The sequence below is a fragment of the Streptomyces sp. NBC_00237 genome (assembly GCF_026342435.1).
Classification (GTDB): Bacteria; Actinomycetota; Actinomycetes; order Streptomycetales; family Streptomycetaceae; genus Streptomyces.
In genome coordinates this window covers 844,812-863,481 of the sequence record NZ_JAPEMT010000003.1, presented here as the reverse complement: position 1 = coordinate 863,481, position 18,670 = coordinate 844,812, and the positions used below count along the sequence as shown (strand labels likewise).

The 18,670-nt window shown below is 68.7% G+C and carries 18 protein-coding genes and 2 pseudogenes; 9 read left to right on the top strand and 11 right to left on the bottom strand.

Translation table 11 applies throughout. The features are described from left to right. Positions 1 to 23: 23 nt before the first annotated feature. The 4 genes from OG897_RS30515 to OG897_RS30500 all read left to right on the top strand — a co-directional run bounded on the left by OG897_RS30515 (position 24) and on the right by OG897_RS30500 (position 4,403). Positions 24 to 1,037, top strand: a complete 1,014-nt coding sequence (locus OG897_RS30515) for a spirocyclase AveC family protein (RefSeq protein ID WP_266661812.1) — start codon at positions 24 to 26, stop codon at positions 1,035 to 1,037. Continuing rightward, a complete protein-coding gene (locus tag OG897_RS30510; RefSeq protein ID WP_266661810.1) occupies positions 1,034 to 2,026 on the top strand; it encodes a spirocyclase AveC family protein in 993 nt (330 codons plus the stop codon). The genes OG897_RS30515 and OG897_RS30510 overlap by 4 nt, the downstream gene beginning before the upstream one ends. After that, the gene (locus OG897_RS30505; protein WP_266661808.1) at positions 2,023 to 3,372 is read left to right on the top strand and encodes an NAD(P)/FAD-dependent oxidoreductase; all 1,350 of its coding nucleotides are present in this window, start codon (positions 2,023 to 2,025) and stop codon (positions 3,370 to 3,372) included. The genes OG897_RS30510 and OG897_RS30505 overlap by 4 nt, the downstream gene beginning before the upstream one ends. Positions 3,373 to 4,124: 752 nt before the next feature. Next, positions 4,125 to 4,403 carry a hypothetical protein gene (locus OG897_RS30500; protein WP_266661806.1) on the top strand — a complete coding sequence of 93 codons (279 nt, stop codon included), beginning with the start codon at positions 4,125 to 4,127 and terminating at the stop codon, positions 4,401 to 4,403. 90 nt (positions 4,404 to 4,493) lie between these two features. Here the strand turns inward: OG897_RS30500 and OG897_RS30495 are convergent, their stop codons facing one another. The 3 genes from OG897_RS30495 to OG897_RS30485 form a co-directional block, all read right to left on the bottom strand. After that, positions 4,494 to 4,718 (bottom strand): hypothetical protein, encoded by a 225-nt coding sequence (locus tag OG897_RS30495; protein ID WP_266661804.1) that lies wholly within the window; start codon positions 4,716 to 4,718, stop codon positions 4,494 to 4,496. 403 nt (positions 4,719 to 5,121) lie between these two features. Continuing rightward, on the bottom strand, positions 5,122 to 5,268 hold the full coding sequence (locus OG897_RS30490) for a hypothetical protein (RefSeq protein ID WP_266661802.1): 147 nt from the start codon (positions 5,266 to 5,268) through the stop codon (positions 5,122 to 5,124). 317 nt (positions 5,269 to 5,585) lie between these two features. Then, the gene (locus OG897_RS30485) at positions 5,586 to 6,491 is read right to left on the bottom strand and encodes a LysR family transcriptional regulator (RefSeq protein WP_266661800.1); all 906 of its coding nucleotides are present in this window, start codon (positions 6,489 to 6,491) and stop codon (positions 5,586 to 5,588) included. Positions 6,492 to 6,629: 138 nt separating this feature from the next. Between OG897_RS30485 and OG897_RS30480 the strand changes: the two genes are divergently transcribed. The 3 genes and pseudogenes from OG897_RS30480 to OG897_RS30470 form a co-directional block, all read left to right on the top strand. Further along, positions 6,630 to 7,448: a 3'(2'),5'-bisphosphate nucleotidase CysQ gene (locus OG897_RS30480; protein ID WP_266661798.1), complete on the top strand. Its 819-nt coding sequence runs from the start codon at positions 6,630 to 6,632 to the stop codon at positions 7,446 to 7,448. A 41-nt stretch (positions 7,449 to 7,489) separates the two neighbouring features. After that, positions 7,490 to 8,086 (top strand): NADPH-dependent F420 reductase, encoded by a 597-nt coding sequence (locus OG897_RS30475; protein WP_266661796.1) that lies wholly within the window; start codon positions 7,490 to 7,492, stop codon positions 8,084 to 8,086. A 573-nt stretch (positions 8,087 to 8,659) separates the two neighbouring features. After that, positions 8,660 to 9,854: pseudogene (locus OG897_RS30470) on the top strand (NF041680 family putative transposase); the annotation flags it as partial. 184 nt (positions 9,855 to 10,038) lie between these two features. Here OG897_RS30470 and OG897_RS30465 read toward each other — a convergent pair. From OG897_RS30465 to OG897_RS30450, 4 genes are all read right to left on the bottom strand, one after another. Continuing rightward, positions 10,039 to 10,497, bottom strand: coding sequence for a hypothetical protein (locus OG897_RS30465; protein WP_266661794.1), 459 nt, complete (start codon positions 10,495 to 10,497; stop codon positions 10,039 to 10,041). A 136-nt stretch (positions 10,498 to 10,633) separates the two neighbouring features. Beyond that, complete coding sequence (locus tag OG897_RS30460) at positions 10,634 to 11,320, bottom strand: hypothetical protein (RefSeq protein WP_266661792.1); 687 nt, start codon at positions 11,318 to 11,320, stop codon at positions 10,634 to 10,636. A gap of 1 nt (position 11,321) precedes the next feature. Continuing rightward, entirely contained in the window at positions 11,322 to 11,576 is a 255-nt protein-coding gene (locus OG897_RS30455) for a hypothetical protein (RefSeq protein ID WP_266661791.1), read from the bottom strand. Positions 11,577 to 11,805: 229 nt separating this feature from the next. Further along, the gene (locus OG897_RS30450; RefSeq protein ID WP_266661789.1) at positions 11,806 to 12,495 is read right to left on the bottom strand and encodes a hypothetical protein; all 690 of its coding nucleotides are present in this window, start codon (positions 12,493 to 12,495) and stop codon (positions 11,806 to 11,808) included. A gap of 698 nt (positions 12,496 to 13,193) precedes the next feature. On the opposite strand from OG897_RS30450, the gene OG897_RS30445 reads away from it, so the two are divergent. Next, positions 13,194 to 13,754, top strand: a complete 561-nt coding sequence (locus tag OG897_RS30445; protein WP_266661787.1) for a hypothetical protein — start codon at positions 13,194 to 13,196, stop codon at positions 13,752 to 13,754. Between the two features lie 16 nt (positions 13,755 to 13,770). On the opposite strand, the pseudogene OG897_RS30440 reads toward OG897_RS30445, so the two are convergent. From OG897_RS30440 to OG897_RS30425, 4 genes and pseudogenes are all read right to left on the bottom strand, one after another. Then, positions 13,771 to 13,956 (bottom strand): annotated as a pseudogene (locus OG897_RS30440) (hypothetical protein); the annotation flags it as partial. Positions 13,957 to 14,280: 324 nt separating this feature from the next. Continuing rightward, a complete protein-coding gene (locus OG897_RS30435) occupies positions 14,281 to 15,027 on the bottom strand; it encodes a GAF and ANTAR domain-containing protein (RefSeq protein WP_266661785.1) in 747 nt (248 codons plus the stop codon). Then, positions 15,027 to 15,755 carry a GAF and ANTAR domain-containing protein gene (locus OG897_RS30430; protein ID WP_266661783.1) on the bottom strand — a complete coding sequence of 243 codons (729 nt, stop codon included), beginning with the start codon at positions 15,753 to 15,755 and terminating at the stop codon, positions 15,027 to 15,029. The genes OG897_RS30435 and OG897_RS30430 overlap by 1 nt, the downstream gene beginning before the upstream one ends. A gap of 567 nt (positions 15,756 to 16,322) precedes the next feature. Beyond that, positions 16,323 to 17,015, bottom strand: a complete 693-nt coding sequence (locus OG897_RS30425) for a GAF and ANTAR domain-containing protein (protein WP_266662508.1) — start codon at positions 17,013 to 17,015, stop codon at positions 16,323 to 16,325. Between the two features lie 367 nt (positions 17,016 to 17,382). Here OG897_RS30425 and OG897_RS30420 point away from each other — a divergent pair. Continuing rightward, a protein-coding gene (locus tag OG897_RS30420) for an IS3 family transposase (protein WP_266657791.1) occupies positions 17,383 to 18,635 on the top strand; the annotation gives its coding sequence in 2 pieces (ribosomal slippage) (positions 17,383 to 17,665 and positions 17,665 to 18,635; 1,254 coding nt in all). The last annotated feature ends 35 nt before the right edge of the window (positions 18,636 to 18,670 follow it).

Below are 18,670 nucleotides of genomic sequence, written 5' to 3'. Positions count from 1 at the left end.
CCGCGCCCTGAAAAGGAGCCTTCATGGGTCTGGGTACGCGGCACGGCGTCGGTCGGACACAGGTCTCCGCCATGACGTGGATGGCCGCGCGTGGACTGTGGCCGCCGCGCCCGGTCACCCTGTGGGCTGCGGTGGGTGTCCTCTCCCTGGTCCTGGGAACGTGGTCGGTGGGCCACTGGCTGCTTGACGGCGGGTTCACCGTGCACGTTCCGCAGCCGGGCGAACGTGGAATCAGCGACGCCCGGTACATCGCCATGTGGGTCTTCCAGGGCCTGATCATGCTCACCGCGATCGGCTTGATCGGCTACGTCGTCCGGCAATGCCTGGCCCAGCGCAGGTTCACCTTCGACGCCTCACTGCTGCTCGCCTACGCGGCGTGCTTCTGGATGGAACCGCTCACCAACCTCATCCGCCCCAGCCTGGTGCTCAACGTCGGCCTGCTTCGGGCACCCACCTGGGGACCCTACATACCGGGCTGGTACAGCCACGACAGCGAGCAGCAGACCCATGCCGTGGTGATTTCCGGTCCCTGGGGTTACGCGATGACCACCGTATGGCCGTTATTGGCTGCCCTGGTGATGGGCCGGATCGTGCTGCGCCGCTGGCCGAACCTGCGTGGCGGTCGGTTCGTACTGGCCGCGCTCGGCTGCTCCGTGCTCATCGACTGGACACTGGAATGGATCTACATCCTCACCGGCACGGTGACCTTCCCGGGCGCCGAGCCGACGTGGCTCACGCTGTTCTCCGGCCACTGGTACCAGTTCACCACGCTGCGTTGGACCGCCTCGCCCTTCTGGTCGCTCATTCCCTTCCTCATCCGCCACTTCTACCTCACCGTCGGACCGGATTCGACGGTCCTGCGCGGCAGCGCCCAACTGCCGCCCAGGACCGTAGCGGTGACGCGAACCCTGGCACTGATCGGTGTGGTGGCGGCGGTTTACCTGATGTTCGCGGCCAACCACGTCCTCTACACCCGGTTCGACGGCTCGTTGCCGACCGATCTACCGAGCTACTTCGTCCCGGTGAGCCAGCCATGAGGCCGGTCCGCCCCGACGCGGAACCCCCGGAGTTCCGGACACGGCCGCTGATCCTCACCCCGGTCGCCCGCTGGGCCATGATCGGCGCGCTGTGCCTGGCTATGGCGACCTGGTCGGTCGGGGGGTGGCTGCTCCACGGCGGCCTCGACGTCCACCTCCCTCAGGTCGGACAGCACGGCCTCACCCAGGGCCGCTTCCTCGCGCTGATGGCCTTTCAGGCAGCGGTCCTCCTGCTGTTCCTCGGCCTGATCGGCTATGTGGCGTGGCAGTGCCGCAGGCAGCGCAGGTTCACCTTCGACGCGTCACTGCTGCTCGCCTACATGTCGATGTTCTGGGTCGAACCCCTGCTCGGTGTCCCACACCCCAGCCTGACTTACAGCACCGGTCTCCCCCTCACTCCGTCCTGGGGCCCCGACTTCCCGGGATGGCCCGACGCCGACACGCAATACCGGGTCGGACTGATCACCTCGGGCCCGATCAGCCACGGAGCCATGGTGATCTGCCCCTTGGCGACCGCGTGGCTGATGAACCGGATCGTCCGCCACAGACCGGACATCAGCGCCACCCGATTCGCGCTGCTCGCGCTCGGCTCGTGCTACCTGATCGACTGGCCACTGGAATACCTCTACATCGTCGTGGGCGGAGCCTCCTACGCCACCACCAACGTGCTTCCGGCACTGGCGCTGTTCCCCGGCCACTGGTACCAGTTCCCCGCGCTGCGACTGTGGCACTCGCCCTTCCTCTGGTCGTACCTCGCCTTCCTGATTCGCCACCACTACCTCACACGAGGACCCGACTCCACCATCCTGCGCGGCAGCAGCCTGCTGACACCCAAGACCCGCACCGCTTTCCGGACTCTGGCTCTCGTCGCCGTCCTGGACCTGGCCTACCTCATCGCCATTGGGCACAACGTGCTCCTCACCCTCGGCGACCCCGGCCTGCCCTCCGATCTCCCACCGCACTTCTACGTACCCGGAGACGCCCCATGACCCGGACCCCGGTCGCAGGCCACGCCGTCGTCATCGGCGCGGGTATCGCGGGACTGCTCGCCGCCCGCGTGCTCGCCGACGCCTTCACTCACGTCACCGTGATCGAACGCGACCGCCTCGACCCGGTTCCCGCGCCCCGCAAGGGAGTTCCCCAAGGACGGTACCCCCACGCCATGCAGGCTCGTGGTCTTGAGGCCCTCGAACAGCTCCTCCCCGGGCTGCGGCACGAACTCACCGCCGCGGGAGCGCCACCCATAGATTTCTGCCACGACAGCCGGGTCTACTTCCCTCACGGCGCCCCACAACCGATGGCCTCGGACATCCGCATCCAACCCGTCAGCCGCCCACTACTGGAAACCGCCATGCGCGGCAGGACCCTGCGCCTGCCAGGAATTCACCTGCGCGACGGATGCACCGTCACGGCGATCACCGCACACGAGGACCGAGGCACGGTCACCGGCGTCACCCTCCTGCACCGCCGCCGGGGGCTGTCGACCGGCACCACCGAGTCCATCCCCGCCGAACTCATCGTTGACGCCTCCGGCCGCGGCTCCCATCTACCCGACTGGCTCACCGCGTTGGGGTGGCCCCGCGTCACCGAAACCATCGTCGACCCCCGGACAGGCTACGCCGCCCGTGGATACCGCCTCACCGACCAGACGGCCCCCGTCTGGCGCGCGCTGTTCGAGCTCCCCCAACCCCCGCACACCCCGCGCGGTGCCGCCGTGCTGCGCGTCGAGAACGACCGGCTCCTCGTGGCCCTGCAAGGCGCCGCCGGCGACCACCCGCCCACCGACGAAAACGGCTTCCACACCTTCATGAAGACCCTGTCCTGCGAGCTGTATGAGACCGTGCAGCGGTTGGAACCCGACACCACGGTGTTGCGGTATGCCCGCACAGCCAACTGCCGCCGCCACTACCACCGGCTGAGCCCCTGGCCCGACGGACTCATCGTGCTGGGTGACGCCGCCTGCGTGTTCAACCCCGTCTACGCCCAGGGCATGACCGTAGCCGCACTCGAAGCCCTCGCCCTGCGCGACCTGCTCGCACAACACCCTTACCCGCCAACGGACTTGGGGCGCCGGTTCCAGCGTCGGCTGGCCCGTATCACCGCCTGGCCCTGGCTCCTGGCCACCCTGCCCGATCGCGCCTGGCAGAGCCACCGGCCGCCCCCGTACTCTCGCGCGGCCGTGCGCTACCTGGACGCCTGCCAGCGCCTCGCTCCCGAAGACCCACGCATGTTCCACGACATCGCCCGCGTCACCAGCAGCCTCTCCAGCCCCCTCCTTCTCATCCACCCCCGGCATCTCATCCGCGTAGCCGCCTCCGCCAGGAAGCCCAAGTGAACACCACCGGCCTCCTCGCCCCCGTCGGCATAGCGCGAAGCCGAGCAAAGGAATCCAGCGCGGCGCCCCCGGCAAACGCGGCCACGCTTCACGCGGGCGGCGGCCGCGGTGCCGATGCCGGTGGCGGTGTGGTGGAAACGACCGTGGTGTCACCACGCCGGGGGAAGTACGGCGCCCCACGTCCTACGACACGACCGCTGCATCTCTGCTGACGTACACGTCGATTCCGCCGTCGGCCTCACCACGGGTGACCTGACGGTTTCTCTTGGGGGCACTGGAGATGGCGCTGGCGCCCGTGCCGGAGCCGGTGGCACCTCGGCGGTGCCGTGACTGGGCCGACCGCCGGACCACCGCCCTCGTCGGACACCGCGTCGACGTCGTGCACGCGCGGCGCGGTCCCTGCTACGAGTGCTGCCGCCCCTCCCCCGCCGCAGCACACGGGCGCCGCGGAACCGACGTCACCCCAATCGCAGCCCGAGCAGCTCATCTTGCCTGTCCCGATGCTGAGCAACCAGCACAGTCTTCCAAGGCGAGGAGGAAGGATCCACCTTCACCTTCACATCCGTTTGTGTCCACTCCGAGGCGAACTGACCCATATTCTCCTGCACATCCGCCACGACCTTCCCGTAAGCCAGGTTCGTTGCCCCTGGGACTTGTCCGGCCGATCATGTGACCACGTATCCGCCCGCTGCCGCCCGCTGTCCCTGATCGTCACACCAGGACAGCGGGCGGACTGCACATAGTTCGCGGCGGTGTTGCATAGGATTCGCGTCCCGCAAATCGGGCCGGGCAGGCCCCGGAAGAAGCCTGACAGCCTCGCGGCGGACAAGGCGTACAGCAACGGCCCCTGCCGCACGTACCTGCGTCGCCGGGCCATCCGGCACACGATCCCGGAGAACCCCGACAGCCAGGCTGCCCGCCTGCGCAAAGGATCACAGGCCGGGCGGCCACCGGGCTTCGACGAAGAGCAGTACAAGAAACGCAACACCGGCGAACAGGCGATCAACTGGCTAAGCACGCCAGGGCTGTAGCCACTCGCTACGGCAAACGCGGCTAAATCATCGTCGGGACCGCGACTGCCGCAGCCCTGGTCATCTGGCTCCGCTCGTGACGGCCGTAAGTCAGTGCTCATCCTCAGGCAGGTGGAAGTAGACGGTCCCCGATCGCCAGCGGCCGTGCTCGGTCACCTCCGACTCGATCACCACGTCCTGGATCTCGGCGGGGCCCAACTCCTCGATCGAATCCGCCAGCCGCCGCAAGAGAGCCAGCACGCTGTCGCAGCCGGGGCCAGCAGGGTCGGCCTGCGAGAAATGGCGCACAGTCCAATGCGCCGAGGTATCCGTCATGGAGCGATCGTAAAGACCTGCCATCGCCTGGTCAGTATGCGACGGCAGGGACAGGCGACCCAGCCGGGACAGACGAGACGGTGGTCGGCCGGTCACGTCCTCGTACCCGTCGCGCCGCCACCGGCCAAGGGCTTGCGCAGGGTTTCCTGGGCCTGCCGACACGGTCAGTGGCGGTGCACCCGGGTCAGGTGCCGCGTGAGAACCAGAGATCGGCGACGGCAGTACGGATGGCGCCGCGGCTGACGTCTTGGTCGCGGGCGAGGGCGGCGATGGAGCGGCCCTCCAGGTGCGCGGTGCGCACGGCGTCGGTCTTGTCGGACGGGACGGCGGGACGGCGTCCGCCCTTGTCGGCCTGAGCCTCGGCGGCCCGCAGGCCGTCGTAGGCCAGCTCGCGCTGGAGGTCTCACTGGAGTTCGCCGACGGCGGCGACGGTCTGCACCATGAACTTCACCGTGGACAGCAGGGTGGCAGGCGGTGAGGTCCACGGCAGAGAACGCGCCGTCGTGGATGCGCAGGGCGAGACGGTCGCGGTGCAGGACGTCGAGCACATCCAGGATGCGCCCGGTGCCGCGCACGAGGCGGAACATCTCGGAGATGTGCACGGCGCCGCCCGGCCGCGTACGCCAGCAGCTCGCCGAACTTCGGGCGCTGGAACGGGTGGAGGCGGCCGGAGGTGCCGGACTCCTCGCTCGCCCAGATCTCCGAGGGCCATGCCGACGCCCTCCCACAGATCCGCGATCCTGGGCCGAAGGAGTCGGTCTGGCCGCCCCCACGGCCAGCACCCGCACGGCAAGCCGCTGCTGACGTTCAAGCAGATCGCCGTGGTGGTCGCGTGGACGTATGGGTGAAGCGGCCGGACGGCGCCGACTACGACGCTCCGCACATGGCCAGCACGGTTCGCGCCAGCCCGCGCAGCCAGGCGTGGGCGTGGTCGGTGTCGTAGCGCTGATGCCACGACAGGTATATCGGTGCCGACGGCAGTTCGATCGGGAGGGGGAGCGCGACCAGGCCGAGGTCGGCGGCCGCGGTCCGCGTGGTGGCTTCGGGGACGCTGATCAGGAGATCTGAGCCGCGCACGAACTCCAACGCGGCCGCTTCCGTGGGCGCGGTCGCCACCACGCGGCGGGTGAGGCCGAGCCGCGCGAGGGCGTCGTCGAGGGCATTGCTGAGGTTTCCACGTCGCGAGACGGTCACGTGCTCAGCGGCGGCGTACCGCTTCGCCGTGACGGTCTTGACGCGGGTGAGGGGGTGCCCCTGCCGTACGACGATGACGAGGCGGGTCTCGCCCACGTTCTCGGCGCGGATGTCCGGTGCGCTCGGGCGGTTGGCGTTCGCCTCCAGGTCGACCTCGCCGCGCCGCAACTCGGGGGTGTCGATGCTCGATTCCGCGACGAAGCGCAGGCGCACGCCCGGGGCCTGTCCGCGCACGGCCGCGAGCAGTGCGGGGCCGCTCAAGGCGACCAGGGAGTCGTGCCAGCGGAGTGTGAAAGTGCGCTCCAGCGTTGCCAGATCGAGTTCACGGCTCGGTGCCAGCACGCCCTGAACCTGATGCAGCAGCTCGTGCACCTGTTCCCGGACGGCGATCGCATACGGCGTCGGGGTCATCGTGCGGCCGGTGCGCACCAGGATCTGATCCCCGGTCGTGCGCCGGATTCGACCCAGACTCCGGCTCATCGCGGGGGCGGTGACGTGCAGGCGCGCGGCGGCCCCGGCCACACTCCCCTCCTCCAGCAGCGCGTCGAGCGCTGTGAGCAGGTTCAAATCCAATTGCATCTGAGTAATCCTAGCCGTGCTCAGCATGCATTTGAAGTTAATGGCGGGGCTTTATACCTTCGAGAGCAGAGCGCAAGACGGAACGCGCAGCTCGATCCGACCGGCCTCAACACCCCTTTCTCACACGGGAGTACCGCCATGTCCGAAACGCTTCAGACCAGTGACGTCACCGCCTCCGACGCCGATCTGCTCGACCAGACCGCGAGCGCCGTACGCGCGGCCGGTGGGGCGCTGCTTGAGCGCTTCGGCGAGGTGGTCCGCTACCAGACCCGTGAGGAGCTGATGCGCGCGCTCGCCGCCAACGACGACACGGCCCTCGACATCCTGCGCCCCCGCCTCACGCGCCTGCGCCCGGAGGCCGGCTGGGTGGAGGACGAGCTGGACGGCGGGGCGCTGCCATCTGGCGAGTGGTGGGTCGTGGATCCGGCCGAAGGCAACGTCAACCACCTGCACGCGCTGCCGGAGTGGGCGGTGACCGCCACTCTCGTGCGGGAGAACCAGCCGGTGCTCACCGTGGTCCACCTGCCGTTGACCGGCGAGACCTACACCGCGCTCGCCGGTGCGGGCGCCCACCTCGACAGCCGGCCTCTGCACGTCTCCCGGACCGCGGACCTCGGCCTGGGCATCGTGGCCACCAGCCAGGCCCGGCCGGACGAGGACGAGAAGGTCGTGCGGCGCGTCGGCTCCTCGATCAGCGCGATGCTTTCCGACGCGCTCGTCGTGCGCACCTCCGTGCCCGCGACCCTGCACCTGGTGAACGTGGCCGCCGGCCGGATCGACGCCTTCTGGCAGTTCGCCGGCGCCCGCGCGGACCTGCTGCCCGGGGCGCTGCTCGTCACCGAGGCCGGCGGACAGATCTCCGACGCCGAGGGCCGCCCCTGGACCCCGCAGAGCGAGAGCTTCCTGGCCGCCGCGCCCGGTGTCCACGCCGAGGCCGTCGCCACGCTCTCGCACTGACCGCACATCACCAACTGCACCCACGGAAGGACCAGATCATCATGACCACGATCGCAGTTCTGGGAAACGGCCGCGTCGGCGGCAACCTGGCCACAGCCCTCATCCGGGCAGGGCACGAGGTGACCGTGGCGGACCGCGCGCCGGGCGCCGCCGCCGACGCTGCCCGGACGGCCAGGATCGTCATCAACGCCACCCCGGGCGCCGGCTCGCTGGACCGGCTCGTCGCCCTGCGCGAGGAACTGCGCGACAAGATCCTCATCGACGTCTCCAACGCCACCGTCGACGGTCCGGACGGACTGCCCGCCGACCTGATCTACCCCGGCTCAAGCCTCGCCGAGCAACTCCAGGAAGCCCTTCCCGAAACGCGCGTCGTCAAGACACTCAACACCATGCTCTTCCCGGTGATGACCGCGCCGGCCACGCTCACCGAGGCGCCCGATGCCTTCCTCTCCGGCGAGGATCCGCAGGCTAAGCAGACCGTCCGTGAACTGCTCATCAACCTCGGCTGGCGCAAGGAGTGGATCACTGATCTCGGCGGGATCCAGACCGCCCGCGCCACGGAGGCCGCGATACTGTTCGTACCGCACGTGATGCGGTCCAGCGGATTCGCGCCCTTCGCCATCTCGATCGCCCGATGACCCGCACACAGCGCACCGCCCCCGGCGGACCCACATCCAGAACGGATACGACGGCGCAGCCAGAGCCAGCGATTCAACGCCGGACGGCGCCCCGTGGCCACCCTTCCCGGGGCCGTCTGCCTCGCACTGAGGAATCAGCCCGTCTCACGGCGGACGCGCTTGCGGAAGTGGTCGCGAATCTGCCCGCCGACCCTGCCGCTGAAGGAGTGACCTTGCATCGACGGTCAGCCTGCCTGGCCGCCTGACCACCCGCAAAGAACCACGAGGCGTCACTGATCGGTAGTCCCGCAGGTGATCGCCTGAGAGACCGTGGTTGTCCCGGTTGCCGGATGGAACAGACTGGTGGTGCTGCCTTGGTTTCACCGGTGCGGTCGCGCTGCCGCTTTTCCCGTGTTCTTCATCTTGGGCTGTACTGCTCTGTCCAGCACGTGCGTAAGCTTGACGTTTATGGTCTGGCGTCGAATGCCGCCTCGAACTTGGCACGGGTTCGGCCGTTGGGCGGACCTGGGGGCGGCCTTCGGCTGATGCTGTGCTCCGTCACAGAGGCACTCGATCAGCACGAAGGCTGTAGCCATGAGTCTGCTGCAGTGGGGCATCCTGCGGGATGGTTTCGCACAACTGTCGTGCTTCCGGGCGGAGTTCTATGCCTGCCTGCCTGACCGGGCGGGGTGACGCGTTGTTCGAGCTCGCGGACGCCTTGCTGTGCACAGACGGGCCGGTGAAAACGCTGGTGGAGTTGTCCTTGGCGCCCGAGCATCGACGCGGGCACGGGGCCCTGTACGGCGGGCTGAACAATGGGCGGCTGGACGTGGCACGTCTGCGCGGAGCACTGGCTGAGCTTCCGTTGCCGCGGGCCGCGGACGGGCGGCTGGTCCTCGCCGTGGACGTCAGCAACTTGCTGCGGCCGGATGCGAATACCAGCCCGGATCGGCTGTTCTGCCACACCTACGGACGCGGCAGGGGATCGGCGCAGATGATCCCGGGCTGGCCCTACCCCTTCGTGGCCGCGTTGGAGCCCGGGCGGACGTCATGGACGGCCGCCCTGGACGTCATCAGGCTCTGCCCCTGGGACGACGAGATGGCCGTCACGGCCGCCCAGATGCGGGAGGTGCCGGAGAGACTGCGCACAACAGGGCAGTGGCAAGAGGGTGATCCTCCCGTCCTGGTTGTCGTCGATGCCGGCTACGACGTCACCCGCCTGGCCTTCCTCCTCGCCGACCTGCCCGTTGAACTCCTGGGACGGATGCGTTCAGACCGTGTCCTGTACTTTCCGCCTCCGCCGCAGCCTGCGGGCAAGGTCGGACGGAAGCCCAAGCGCGGTGCGGAGTTCAAGTTCGAGGATCCCGCCACGTGGCCGGCGCCGGTCGTCACCACGGTCACCGATACTGCCCGCTACGGGCGGGCTGTCGCCGCTGCCTGGGACCGGCTGCATCCTTTGCTGAGCCGACGCTCAGCCTGGGCCGACCACCCCGAAGACGAACGACCCGTCATCGAGGGTACGGTCACCCGTCTGAAGGTCGACCAACTGCGCGGGGACCGCGATCCCACACCGGTCTGGCTGTGGTGGTCTGCCACCCACACGAGCGCCGACGATGTGGACCGGCTCTGGACATCCTTTCTGAGGCACTTCGACCTGGAACACACCTTCCGATTCGTAAAGCAGACGCTCGGCTGGACCCGTCCCAGGCTCCGCAGCCCCGAGGCCGCGGACCGGTGGACATGGCTCGTGATCGCAGCGCATACCCAGCTCCGGCTGCGGCGATCCGTGCTGCCGTCCGGTTGGGCGTCGATGGACGGGCAGCCGATCGGTAACGGAGGGTTCTTCGGGCGGCTGCCGCGAGGGTGGCCGGGCCCGCTACGGATCGCCGGTGCTGCTGGGTGGTGTGCATGCCTGAAGTGGCTTCGTGTGTCATGGGCGGGGCGTGGGGTTTTGGCTGTGCTGTCCCGCCGGATCAGAGTGTGTCGTGGTCCGAGTCTCGTGCCCATTCCTCGCGCGGTCGCAGGCGCGAGAGGATCCTTTGGGCTTCGTCGCGGACACCGGCATCCCCATCCGTTACCAGCGCCCCCAGTTGCTTGATCAACCGGTCCGCGCCCTTGGTCGTCATCCAGTCGGGGTCGCAATCCAGAGCTGCTTGGATTTCATGTGCGGTCCAGGTCTCGGTGGCATAGCTCCTGGCCAGCAGCACATAGCGCAAACCGAGGGTGTCTTTGCGTGCCAGCAGCGCTTCGGCTGTCGCAGAGGTCACCGCAGTGTCCTGGGCATCCAGAAGGAGGCGGTGGAGGACATCTGCCACCTCGTCAATCTTGTCCGACGTCGCGAGCTGCCGCCCGGCTGCGGCGCGAACCGACCAGGCCGGGGAATCGGCATTCTTGATCGCTGTGCTCAGTTCCTGATCGTCGGAGGACACCATGCCCCCAGCTTGCCAGGAAAGCTGTTGATCTCGCGCCCACGGTACTCAGCCGCGCTGCCGCCGGGCCAGGCGGCGCGACATGAGAGTGATGAACGTCCACTGGATGTGCGCCTCGGCGTGGGACATCATGCGTTCGTCATCCCTCGCGTTGCGCCTCGCCCGCATCGTCCACGAAATTGCTCCGCTCCATCACCCACCTCTTGGGCAGCAGAACGAAACCGTCGGCGTCATCGGGGCGGAGGACGACCTTGATGGTGATGCCCAGGAGCCCTGGGCCCAGGCGGCGAACTCCTCGCCCCAGTAGCCGGTGCTCGCGGATCAGCTCGTACCCCTCGCGGGCGTGACCGACCACCGCGGCCGGGGTCGACCAGTGCACCCCCTGGAGCCCAAGGTCCTCAAGGGCGTTGCGGCGGTCGGCGAGCGGGCGGTCGAGCGGGCTGCGGCCCTTGAGGTGCAGGGCGTCGAAGAGCACCAGGTGCACCGGAGCCGTCGCGACGAGCCGCGCGGCCTTCGCCGGGGAGGCACCCATCCGCGTCTGGAGCCGCTCAAAGTCCGGGCGGCCCTCGGTGAGGGCGACGATCTCCCCGTCGAGCACAGCCGACACCCCGGCGAGGACGTCGGCCAGGGCATGGAGCTCGGGGTACGCGGCCGTCACCGGAGCTCCCAACCGCCACCGGATGACCAGCGTCCCGTCACCCAGCAGGTGCACGAACGCTCGTATGCCGTCCTGCTTGGTCTCGATCGCGTAGCGATGCTCGCGCGCGGAAACGGGCAGCATCCCTGGCGCGGCCAGCATCGGCGCGATGCGCGGCAGCTCCCCCACCTCAGCGCCCAGGGCGCGCAGTCGGCGGCCGCGGCTGGCCGCTGCCCCAGACGTACGGGCCTTCGCCCTCCCAGATCGCCGTCCCTGGAACGTCGATCAGGTCTTCCGCGTCCTGAAGACCTGCCCGACGCAGCACCTCGGCCAGGTCGGCGTCGTGGTAGACGCGTCCGAGGTCGTGGACGGGGCCGCCGGGCTGGACCTGGAGGGTGACCCGCCGGGTGTCCTCCACTGGCCGGTGCACGGTGATCACGGTCATGACCCCAGCGTGAGCCGGACCGTTCGAACCCGCACCCCGGCACAGGCCCAGAACCCCGCCCAGGGCCACGAAGGGACCTGTACGGGTCGGCTGTGCGGCGGAAGCTGCGTGCGTCGGCCCGTCCGGCCAGGGCAACTTCTTCCCCGCGCAACGGGACTTCTTCAGCTCGGCGCAGTTCGATGGTCCGGGCGGCCCGAGCCGTGGCACACCGCCCGGCGAAGACGGCTAGCTAGGGCCAGACAGTGAGGTCGACCGTGAGGAAGTCACCGTCGTCGCGCGTCTGGGGACCCTCGCGGACCGTGACCAGGCCCACGTGGTCCCTGCTCAGTACACAGATGCGCGAACCCTTGGTCAGGGCAGGCTTCCTGATGATGTTGGTGTAGCGGGTATCGGCTTTGCACTCCTCCAGCGAGCCCTTTTGTCCGGGGTCGAGTTTGACGAGGTTTCCCTTGGACTCCAGCCCGTTGAAGGAGTTGTAGATGACGTCGCCCCGAGGGCCGTCCGGTGCGTGGAGCTGTATGGGGTTGTCCGCGAGCAGGATGTAGAAGTCCGAGGGCATTCTGATGTTGGCCTTGGAAAGAGTCGTGGGGTTCGGCACCGGGGGCGCCGTGTCCGGCGGCGTCTGGGAGGCCGAGCCGGTACCGACGGTGTGGGTGACCGTCACGGTGGGCTGCGGTGCGGGGGCCGATGCCCGTGCGGTCGGGGAGTTCAGCACGGTGGGGAGCCCGAAGAAGCCGAGAAGTACACCGGCGACCCCGGCCAGCGCGGAAACCACCGCGGCCCATTCGCCGAGACGGCGGGAGGAGGGCGTGGGGGGAGGTGTCGGGGAGGGCGGTACGTGCGGCTGCGGCGGGGCAGGTGCCGGGGTCGGTGGAACGGGGGTGGGTGATCCTGTGCTGTCCGGGTTCGGACCACTCATGAAGCGCCTCCTTCAAAGGGGTGCGACTGCGACACGCACTCCAACTGGTCTACGTATAGAGGTAGTTGATACCAATGATTCCGTGGTGGCAACGCGCCGCCCGAAGGCGGGCGCCCGGTCCGCTTCCCGGAGAAAACCGGTCGGCACAGCCCTTCTCGTGAGCGCCCTCCATTCCTGGGCGACAGGAGAACGCGTCCACGCCCCAGTGAGACCGCAACATCGTCCAGCGTTCGTTCTCCGTCCGGGCCCGCCCCAGCCCCCGCACCCGGATCACGGCGGCCTTCAAGTTGTCGTAGCGCACCCGCCCCCTGGGGGGCCTCTAATGTGCGGGACTCGAAGTCAAGAGGCCATGCTTGATGGATCCTTGATGCGGGGCCGTCGGCACTCCTGTTTGAATGAGCCCGTGAGCGTCTTCGAGGAGGGTCTGACCGACTGGGAGTTCACCGAGCGGTGACGTCCTGTTGTCGAGCGCCTGGCCGAGCGTGCTCACGAATGGCCGATGATCACTCCAACTCCAGAAGACTTCTGGGTCTGGGACCCTATTGAGTGCCCGGAGAGCCGGGAGACCGGCGGCCTGTTGATCTGGGCCGACCTTGTCTGGGGGACGGGCAGTTCCGTCGGCGTGACGTTGGGTGCCCAGGTTGATCGGGCAGGGCTCCGCTGCGGATCACTGAGTTCCCACTATTCCGGCGCCGCCGGTGAGGCCGTACCGGCGCACTCTGGAGGAACTCGGCAGCCGGGCCGATGCGACCTGGGCCCGCCAGGTCAGCGGTTTGCTCGCCGGGGACTTGGCCATCGGCTTCGGCGCGCCGATCCCGCTGAACACCGCGACCGAGGGGGGCGAGGTCAAGCACACCTGGGCCGTCGACAGGCACGGCCGCCCGGAGAAGGACCCGTACAAAGTGGGCGCAGACCGTGTCAACGACCTCGACGAGGACCAGCCCCGGAACATCAGGACCCTGCGGGGCACCCTGCTGCTGATCCGCCAGCCCTCCGACGCGCGCCGCGCACTGTCGCACGCCGAGCAGGTACGGCCCGACGCCGCTGCCCGCATACGCCTGCGCCGGTCCGGTGCCGAGCGCCCCGACGCCCCGGTCCGCTACATCACGCTCCGCCAGTCCATCCGCCCCGCACCCGACGACGACCAAGGGGCCCGCGACACCGCCGGCCGCATCTACCGCCACCAGTGGTTCGTACGGCCGCACCACCGCACCTACCCCGACCACGACGACCCGACGGCTACTCCCGCAGATGGGTAGGCCCCTACCTCGTCACCCCCGAAGACCGGGTGAGGTCGGTTGTCGCGTCATCAGCGAGTACGACGTACAGATCGTGGTCGGAGTGCTTGGTGATCATCCCCTCGTGAGCCTGGGAGCCCTTGAGGACAAGGCCGACGACAGCTGGCTCAGCGGCGGCGAGTTCGACGAACGCGCCGTAGGTGATGGGGTTCTGAGCAGTCATTTCGTGATCTCCGGGAGCGTCATGATGGGCATACCAATCAGGCGACCCCGAACTCATCAGGGTCGCTCTCGCACCATCTGCGGCGGAGCCCCTACCGTGACACCAGTGCCTCAATGAGCAAGGAATAGGCGTCAGTTGATCACGCGAGGTCGCCAAGTTTCACACCCCAGAGAGACGTCGCCGTCGGCTTCCGGGACCAGCGCCGGCTCCATCAACTGGTCACTCAGGGTCTTCCTCGTACCCCAGCCTGCGGAGAGGGTGCGCTCCAGCCAGAAGTGTCCGCCGTGCGGAGTCCGCGTAGGGGTGAGAGGACCGGCTGGAAGGTCAGGCGGCGGCGTCGGGTTCGGGGGGCTGAGGGATGTCGAGGGTGCCCTCGATGACCTGGCGTGCGGCATCGGACAGGCGCAGGTTGTGGGAGCGCACATAGGTGCGCAGGGCGGTGAAGGCTTCGTCGGGGGTGAGGGTGAGGCGTTCGGCGAGGATGCCTTTGGCCTGTTCCAGGATGATGCGGGAGTTGAGGGCGGCCTGGAGCTGGGCGCGTTCGGTGTTGCTGGCTTGAAGGGTGCGCTGCTGGAGGATGGAGATGGTCGCGACGTCCGCGAGGGCCTGGGCGAGGATCACGTCTTCGCCGGTGAGGCGCTGGGTTTTGGTGTGGAAGAGGTTGAGGGCGCCGACCACGCGGCTGCGCAGGCGCAGGGGGATGGCGTGGGTGGTGGCGAAGCCGGAGGCGCGGGCTTGTTGGGCGAAGCGGTCCCAGCCCAGGGTGGTTTGGGCGTGGTCGAGGTCGATGTTGGTGGCGGGGGCGCCGGTGCGGTAGCACACGACGCAGGGGCCCTGGTCGTGCTGGAGGGCGAAGAGTTCCAGCAGGCGGGTGTGTTCGTCGGAGGCGGCCACCAGCTGAAGGTCGTCGTGGATGTCGGCGAGGAGGATGCCGGCGGCGGAGACGTCGAGGAGTTCCACGCACCGGCGGGAGAGCCGCTGGAGGAAGTCCAGGACGTCGAACTCGTCGACGAGAGTGTCGGCGGCCTCGACGAAGACCTGGGTCAGGCGTTGTTCACGTGCCGCGGTCATCAGACATCATCCTTCGGGTCTTCGGGCACGGTGGGCCCGTGGGTGGGCGTGGGTTGGGGGAAGCGCAGGCGGCGGGCCACGACGTCGGAGGCGATGTCGCCGAGGGGGGCGTTGTGGCGGTAGGCGTGGGCGCGCAGGTGCAGCAGGGCCTCGCTCAACGGCACGCCGAGCTGCACGCTCATCATTCCTGTGGCCTGGTGCACGGCCGCCTGTCGCAGCACCGCCTGCGTGGACGCCGTGGTGAGGGATTCCAGGCGGTGACGGTCGCCGTCCAGCAGCAGGCTCGTCAGGGCGGCCGCCAGGACTGTCGCATCGTCCCATTGCTGGGCGTCCAGCACACCGGGAGTCTCCTGTGTCAGGGTGAGGACGCCCACAGTGATCGCGCCAAGGTTCAGGGGGAAGCAGAACACCGAGCCGACCGGGTCGTCACTGAGGGCGGGCAGCAGGGCGGGCCACCGCTGAACGGGCATGGCCCGTAGGTCACCGGTCAGGGAGACCGTGCCGGTGCGGGCGGCGTCGGGGCCCGGTCCCTCGCCCAGGGTGAACTGGAGTTCCTCGAACCGGGTGCCGAGCCCGGGGGTGGCCCAGATGACTTCGCGGGCACCACCCTCCAGGAGGGCGGAGACGGCGAGCCCGTCGGCTCCAAGTACGCGGGCGCAGTCGTCGGCCACGGTGGGGTCGGCGGTGTTCAGGCGGCGCAGCAGTGCGGCCATCGGGTCACTGATCACACTGCCCCACCCCACTTCCCACCTCGTGCGGGGCCGCCTGCCACGCCGGGTGAGACCGGCATCCACAGCGTTTGCGTCGTAGCGCTGACACTACGCGATGCACATGCCGTCAGGTCCCGGTTCGCACGGCGGCGCCTGCCCCGTGCGCGCGTAGGGTTCAAAGAAGAGAATGGGGAGGCCGCCGCCAGTCGTCAGCGGCCTCCGTGCGACGAACGGGAAACGCCTCCCCTCCTGGCCGAGGCGTCCGTCCTCGCATGGTGGATGTCCTTCACCGGCTCCGGAGTGAGCGGGAGCCACCCCGGCTTGGAACTGACCGGAAGGACAGGCCGGTGCCGTGTCCTCGGTGAGATGGCACCGGCCGCATCATGACCCGGGGGCTGGGGGCCGCACCACAAGGGGGCTCTCCCTGGCCCGGACGACAAGGCCAGCGACGGATAGGCGCCCTGCCCCCACGGTTGAGCCGAACGACGCTCCCCAACAGCCCACCCACCGGACAGTCCACCCCGCAACGGCACCCCTGCCCCCGGGCGGGCACGGCGGCGGGACATCCGTAAACGAAACGCCTGGTCATTCTGGTGTTCCGCCAGCGTCGGCGAGGAGCTGGGCTGCGATCTGGGGAAGCGGCTCCCCCGTACGGAATGCCTGGGCACGGATACGGGCCAGTGCTTCGTCGGCGCTGATGTGCAGGCGCTCCGCGAGGACGCCGACCGCGTGGTAGGCGGACGTCCAGTGCGTGCTGGCCTGAGGCCCCGATTCCCACGGGGCGTCGCCTTCCAGACTGGTGGGAAGGTCGGCATAGGCGCGCAGGAGAGTCGCCGTAATTACGGTGGTGGCGGCGGTTGCTCGGGCGTGCAGGACCGGGTCGAGTGGGGTGGGCCGGTGGAAGAAGACGTCGGCGCAGCCGAGCACCCGACCGGCCAGAGCCAGCGGGAATGCGTGGATCGCCTGAACGCCGGGCAGCTGCTCGCGCACCAGGGTGCCGAAGACCGGCCAGGCGGTCACCTCGTGGGTGAGGTCGGCGACGACGACCGGCCTGCCGGTCCGGGCCGCGGTGACGCAGGGGCCTTCCGCGGTCTCGAACTGCAGCTCTTCCAGCCGCAGCGCTTCCGCGGTGGATGCGCACAGCAGCTGGCGGGCGGTCGTGTCGGGGAGCAGCGACATCCCTGCCCCGGCCGCTGACAGCCCGTCGGCGAGGGCTGCACACATCCGGGCAGCCAAGCCGGCCGGGTCGCCCGCCGCTGCCGCGAGTACCTTCTCCATCACCGTTCGCTCCGTTCACCGGCCCCGGCCCCGGCCCCAGCCCCGGACCAGGGAGAAGGGCCGGGTTCCCACGGGCCCTCACCCCATGCGCAAAGTCTCGTGAACTGCGGGGCCTGTAGTAGCACAGGGAGTGCCCGCCCACAGACGCCAGGTCGCAGCATCACGTGCAGAGGGCATGCGGTGAACGGCAGGGCGACGGAGCGTAGGACAGGCCAAGAAGCAGCGGAACACTTCTGAGGGGTGCCGACCAGGGCGCCCCAACAGCGAAGCGCACGGTCGTGGCCGGGCCGGACGTCATGGTCTCCGCCCCGTCAGCTTGAACCGTTCCGGGTTCGATAGAGACTTGATTCCGTGTAAGGATTGAGTCATGGCACGCCCTTCCTCCTATCCCCCTGAGCTGCGGAAACGAGCGGTCCGTATGGTCGCCGAGATCCGCGGTGACTATCCGAACGAGTCGGCCGCTTTGAGGGCCGTCGCCCAGAAACTCGGGATCGGTTCGGCCGAGACCCTGCGGAACTGGGTGAAGCGGGACGAGGTCGACTCCGGTCAGCGGCCGGGGACGACCACGGAGGAGTCCGCGCAGATCAAGGCGATGAAGAAGGAGATCGCCGAACTGAAGCGGGCGAACGACATCCTGAAGGCCGCGGCGAGTTTCTTCGCGGCCGAGCTCGACCGGCCACACACGCGCTCGTAGCGTTCATCGACGAGCACCGGGCCCGCTTCGGCGGTGTCGAGCCGATCTGCCGCGTGCTCACCGAGCACGACTGCAAGATCGCCCCGTCCACCTATTACGCCCACCACAAACGACTCCGGGCCCCGTCGGCCCGCACCGTCCGCGACGCCGAACTGAAGCCGCTCATCCGGCAGATCTTCGTGTCCAACTACCGTGTCTACGGCGCCAGGAAGGTCTGGCGTGAGCTGCACCGACAAGGTCACATCGTGGCCCGGTGCACCGTCGAACGCCTCATGCGCGAGCTGGGCGTCGCCGGTGCTGTCCGGGGAAAGAAGATCATCACCACCATCCCGGACAGTTCCGTGGAACGGGCACCGGACCTGCTGGACCGCAACTTCGTCGCGCCGGCCCCCAACCGCTGCTGGGTCGCTGACTTCACCCACGTCAAGACCTGGTCCGGCGTCGTCTACGTCGCGTTCGTCGTCGACACCTTCTCCCGCCGGATCGTCGGCTGGTCAGCCGCCACGTCGAAGGAGACCAGGCTCGTCCTGGACGCCCTGGACATGGCCCTGTGGCAACGTGACCGCGATAAACAGCCTTACCAGCGGGGCGAGTTGATACATCATTCCGATGCCGGGTCGCAATACACGAGTTTTCGGCTCGCCGAGCACCTGGACGCCGCCGGCATCGCGGCCTCCATCGGTTCGGTCGGCGACGCCTACGACAACGCCCTCATGGAGTCCACGATCGGCCTGTTCAAGACCGAGCTGATCAAGCCCGGCCGACCTTGGCGAACCCTTTCGCATGTCGAACTCGCCACCGCCGAATGGATCGACTGGTACTGCCACCGCCGACTCCACGGTGAAATAGGGCACATCCCACCCGTCGAATACGAGACCAACTACTACCGCAAAACCCCGAAATCCCAGGTCACAACCACAATCTAGAGTCTCTACCGAACCCGGAACGGTTCAGCTTGCTG

Bases quoted from the DNA above. Each gene is read 5' to 3' on its own strand.
- OG897_RS30515 (WP_266661812.1), top strand. From the start codon at position 24: ATGGGTCTGGGTACGCGGCACGGCGTCGGTCGGACACAGGTCTCCGCC.
- OG897_RS30510 (WP_266661810.1), top strand. From the start codon at position 1,034: ATGAGGCCGGTCCGCCCCGACGCGGAACCCCCGGAGTTCCGGACACGG.
- OG897_RS30505 (WP_266661808.1), top strand. From the start codon at position 2,023: ATGACCCGGACCCCGGTCGCAGGCCACGCCGTCGTCATCGGCGCGGGT.
- OG897_RS30495 (WP_266661804.1), bottom strand. From the start codon at position 4,718: ATGACGGATACCTCGGCGCATTGGACTGTGCGCCATTTCTCGCAGGCC.
- OG897_RS30490 (WP_266661802.1), bottom strand. From the start codon at position 5,268: ATGTGCTCGACGTCCTGCACCGCGACCGTCTCGCCCTGCGCATCCACG.
- OG897_RS30485 (WP_266661800.1), bottom strand. From the start codon at position 6,491: ATGCAATTGGATTTGAACCTGCTCACAGCGCTCGACGCGCTGCTGGAG.
- OG897_RS30480 (WP_266661798.1), top strand. From the start codon at position 6,630: ATGTCCGAAACGCTTCAGACCAGTGACGTCACCGCCTCCGACGCCGAT.
- OG897_RS30475 (WP_266661796.1), top strand. From the start codon at position 7,490: ATGACCACGATCGCAGTTCTGGGAAACGGCCGCGTCGGCGGCAACCTG.
- OG897_RS30465 (WP_266661794.1), bottom strand. From the start codon at position 10,497: ATGGTGTCCTCCGACGATCAGGAACTGAGCACAGCGATCAAGAATGCC.
- OG897_RS30455 (WP_266661791.1), bottom strand. From the start codon at position 11,576: ATGACCGTGATCACCGTGCACCGGCCAGTGGAGGACACCCGGCGGGTC.
- OG897_RS30450 (WP_266661789.1), bottom strand. From the start codon at position 12,495: ATGAGTGGTCCGAACCCGGACAGCACAGGATCACCCACCCCCGTTCCA.
- OG897_RS30435 (WP_266661785.1), bottom strand. From the start codon at position 15,027: ATGACCGCGGCACGTGAACAACGCCTGACCCAGGTCTTCGTCGAGGCC.
- OG897_RS30425 (WP_266662508.1), bottom strand. From the start codon at position 17,015: ATGGAGAAGGTACTCGCGGCAGCGGCGGGCGACCCGGCCGGCTTGGCT.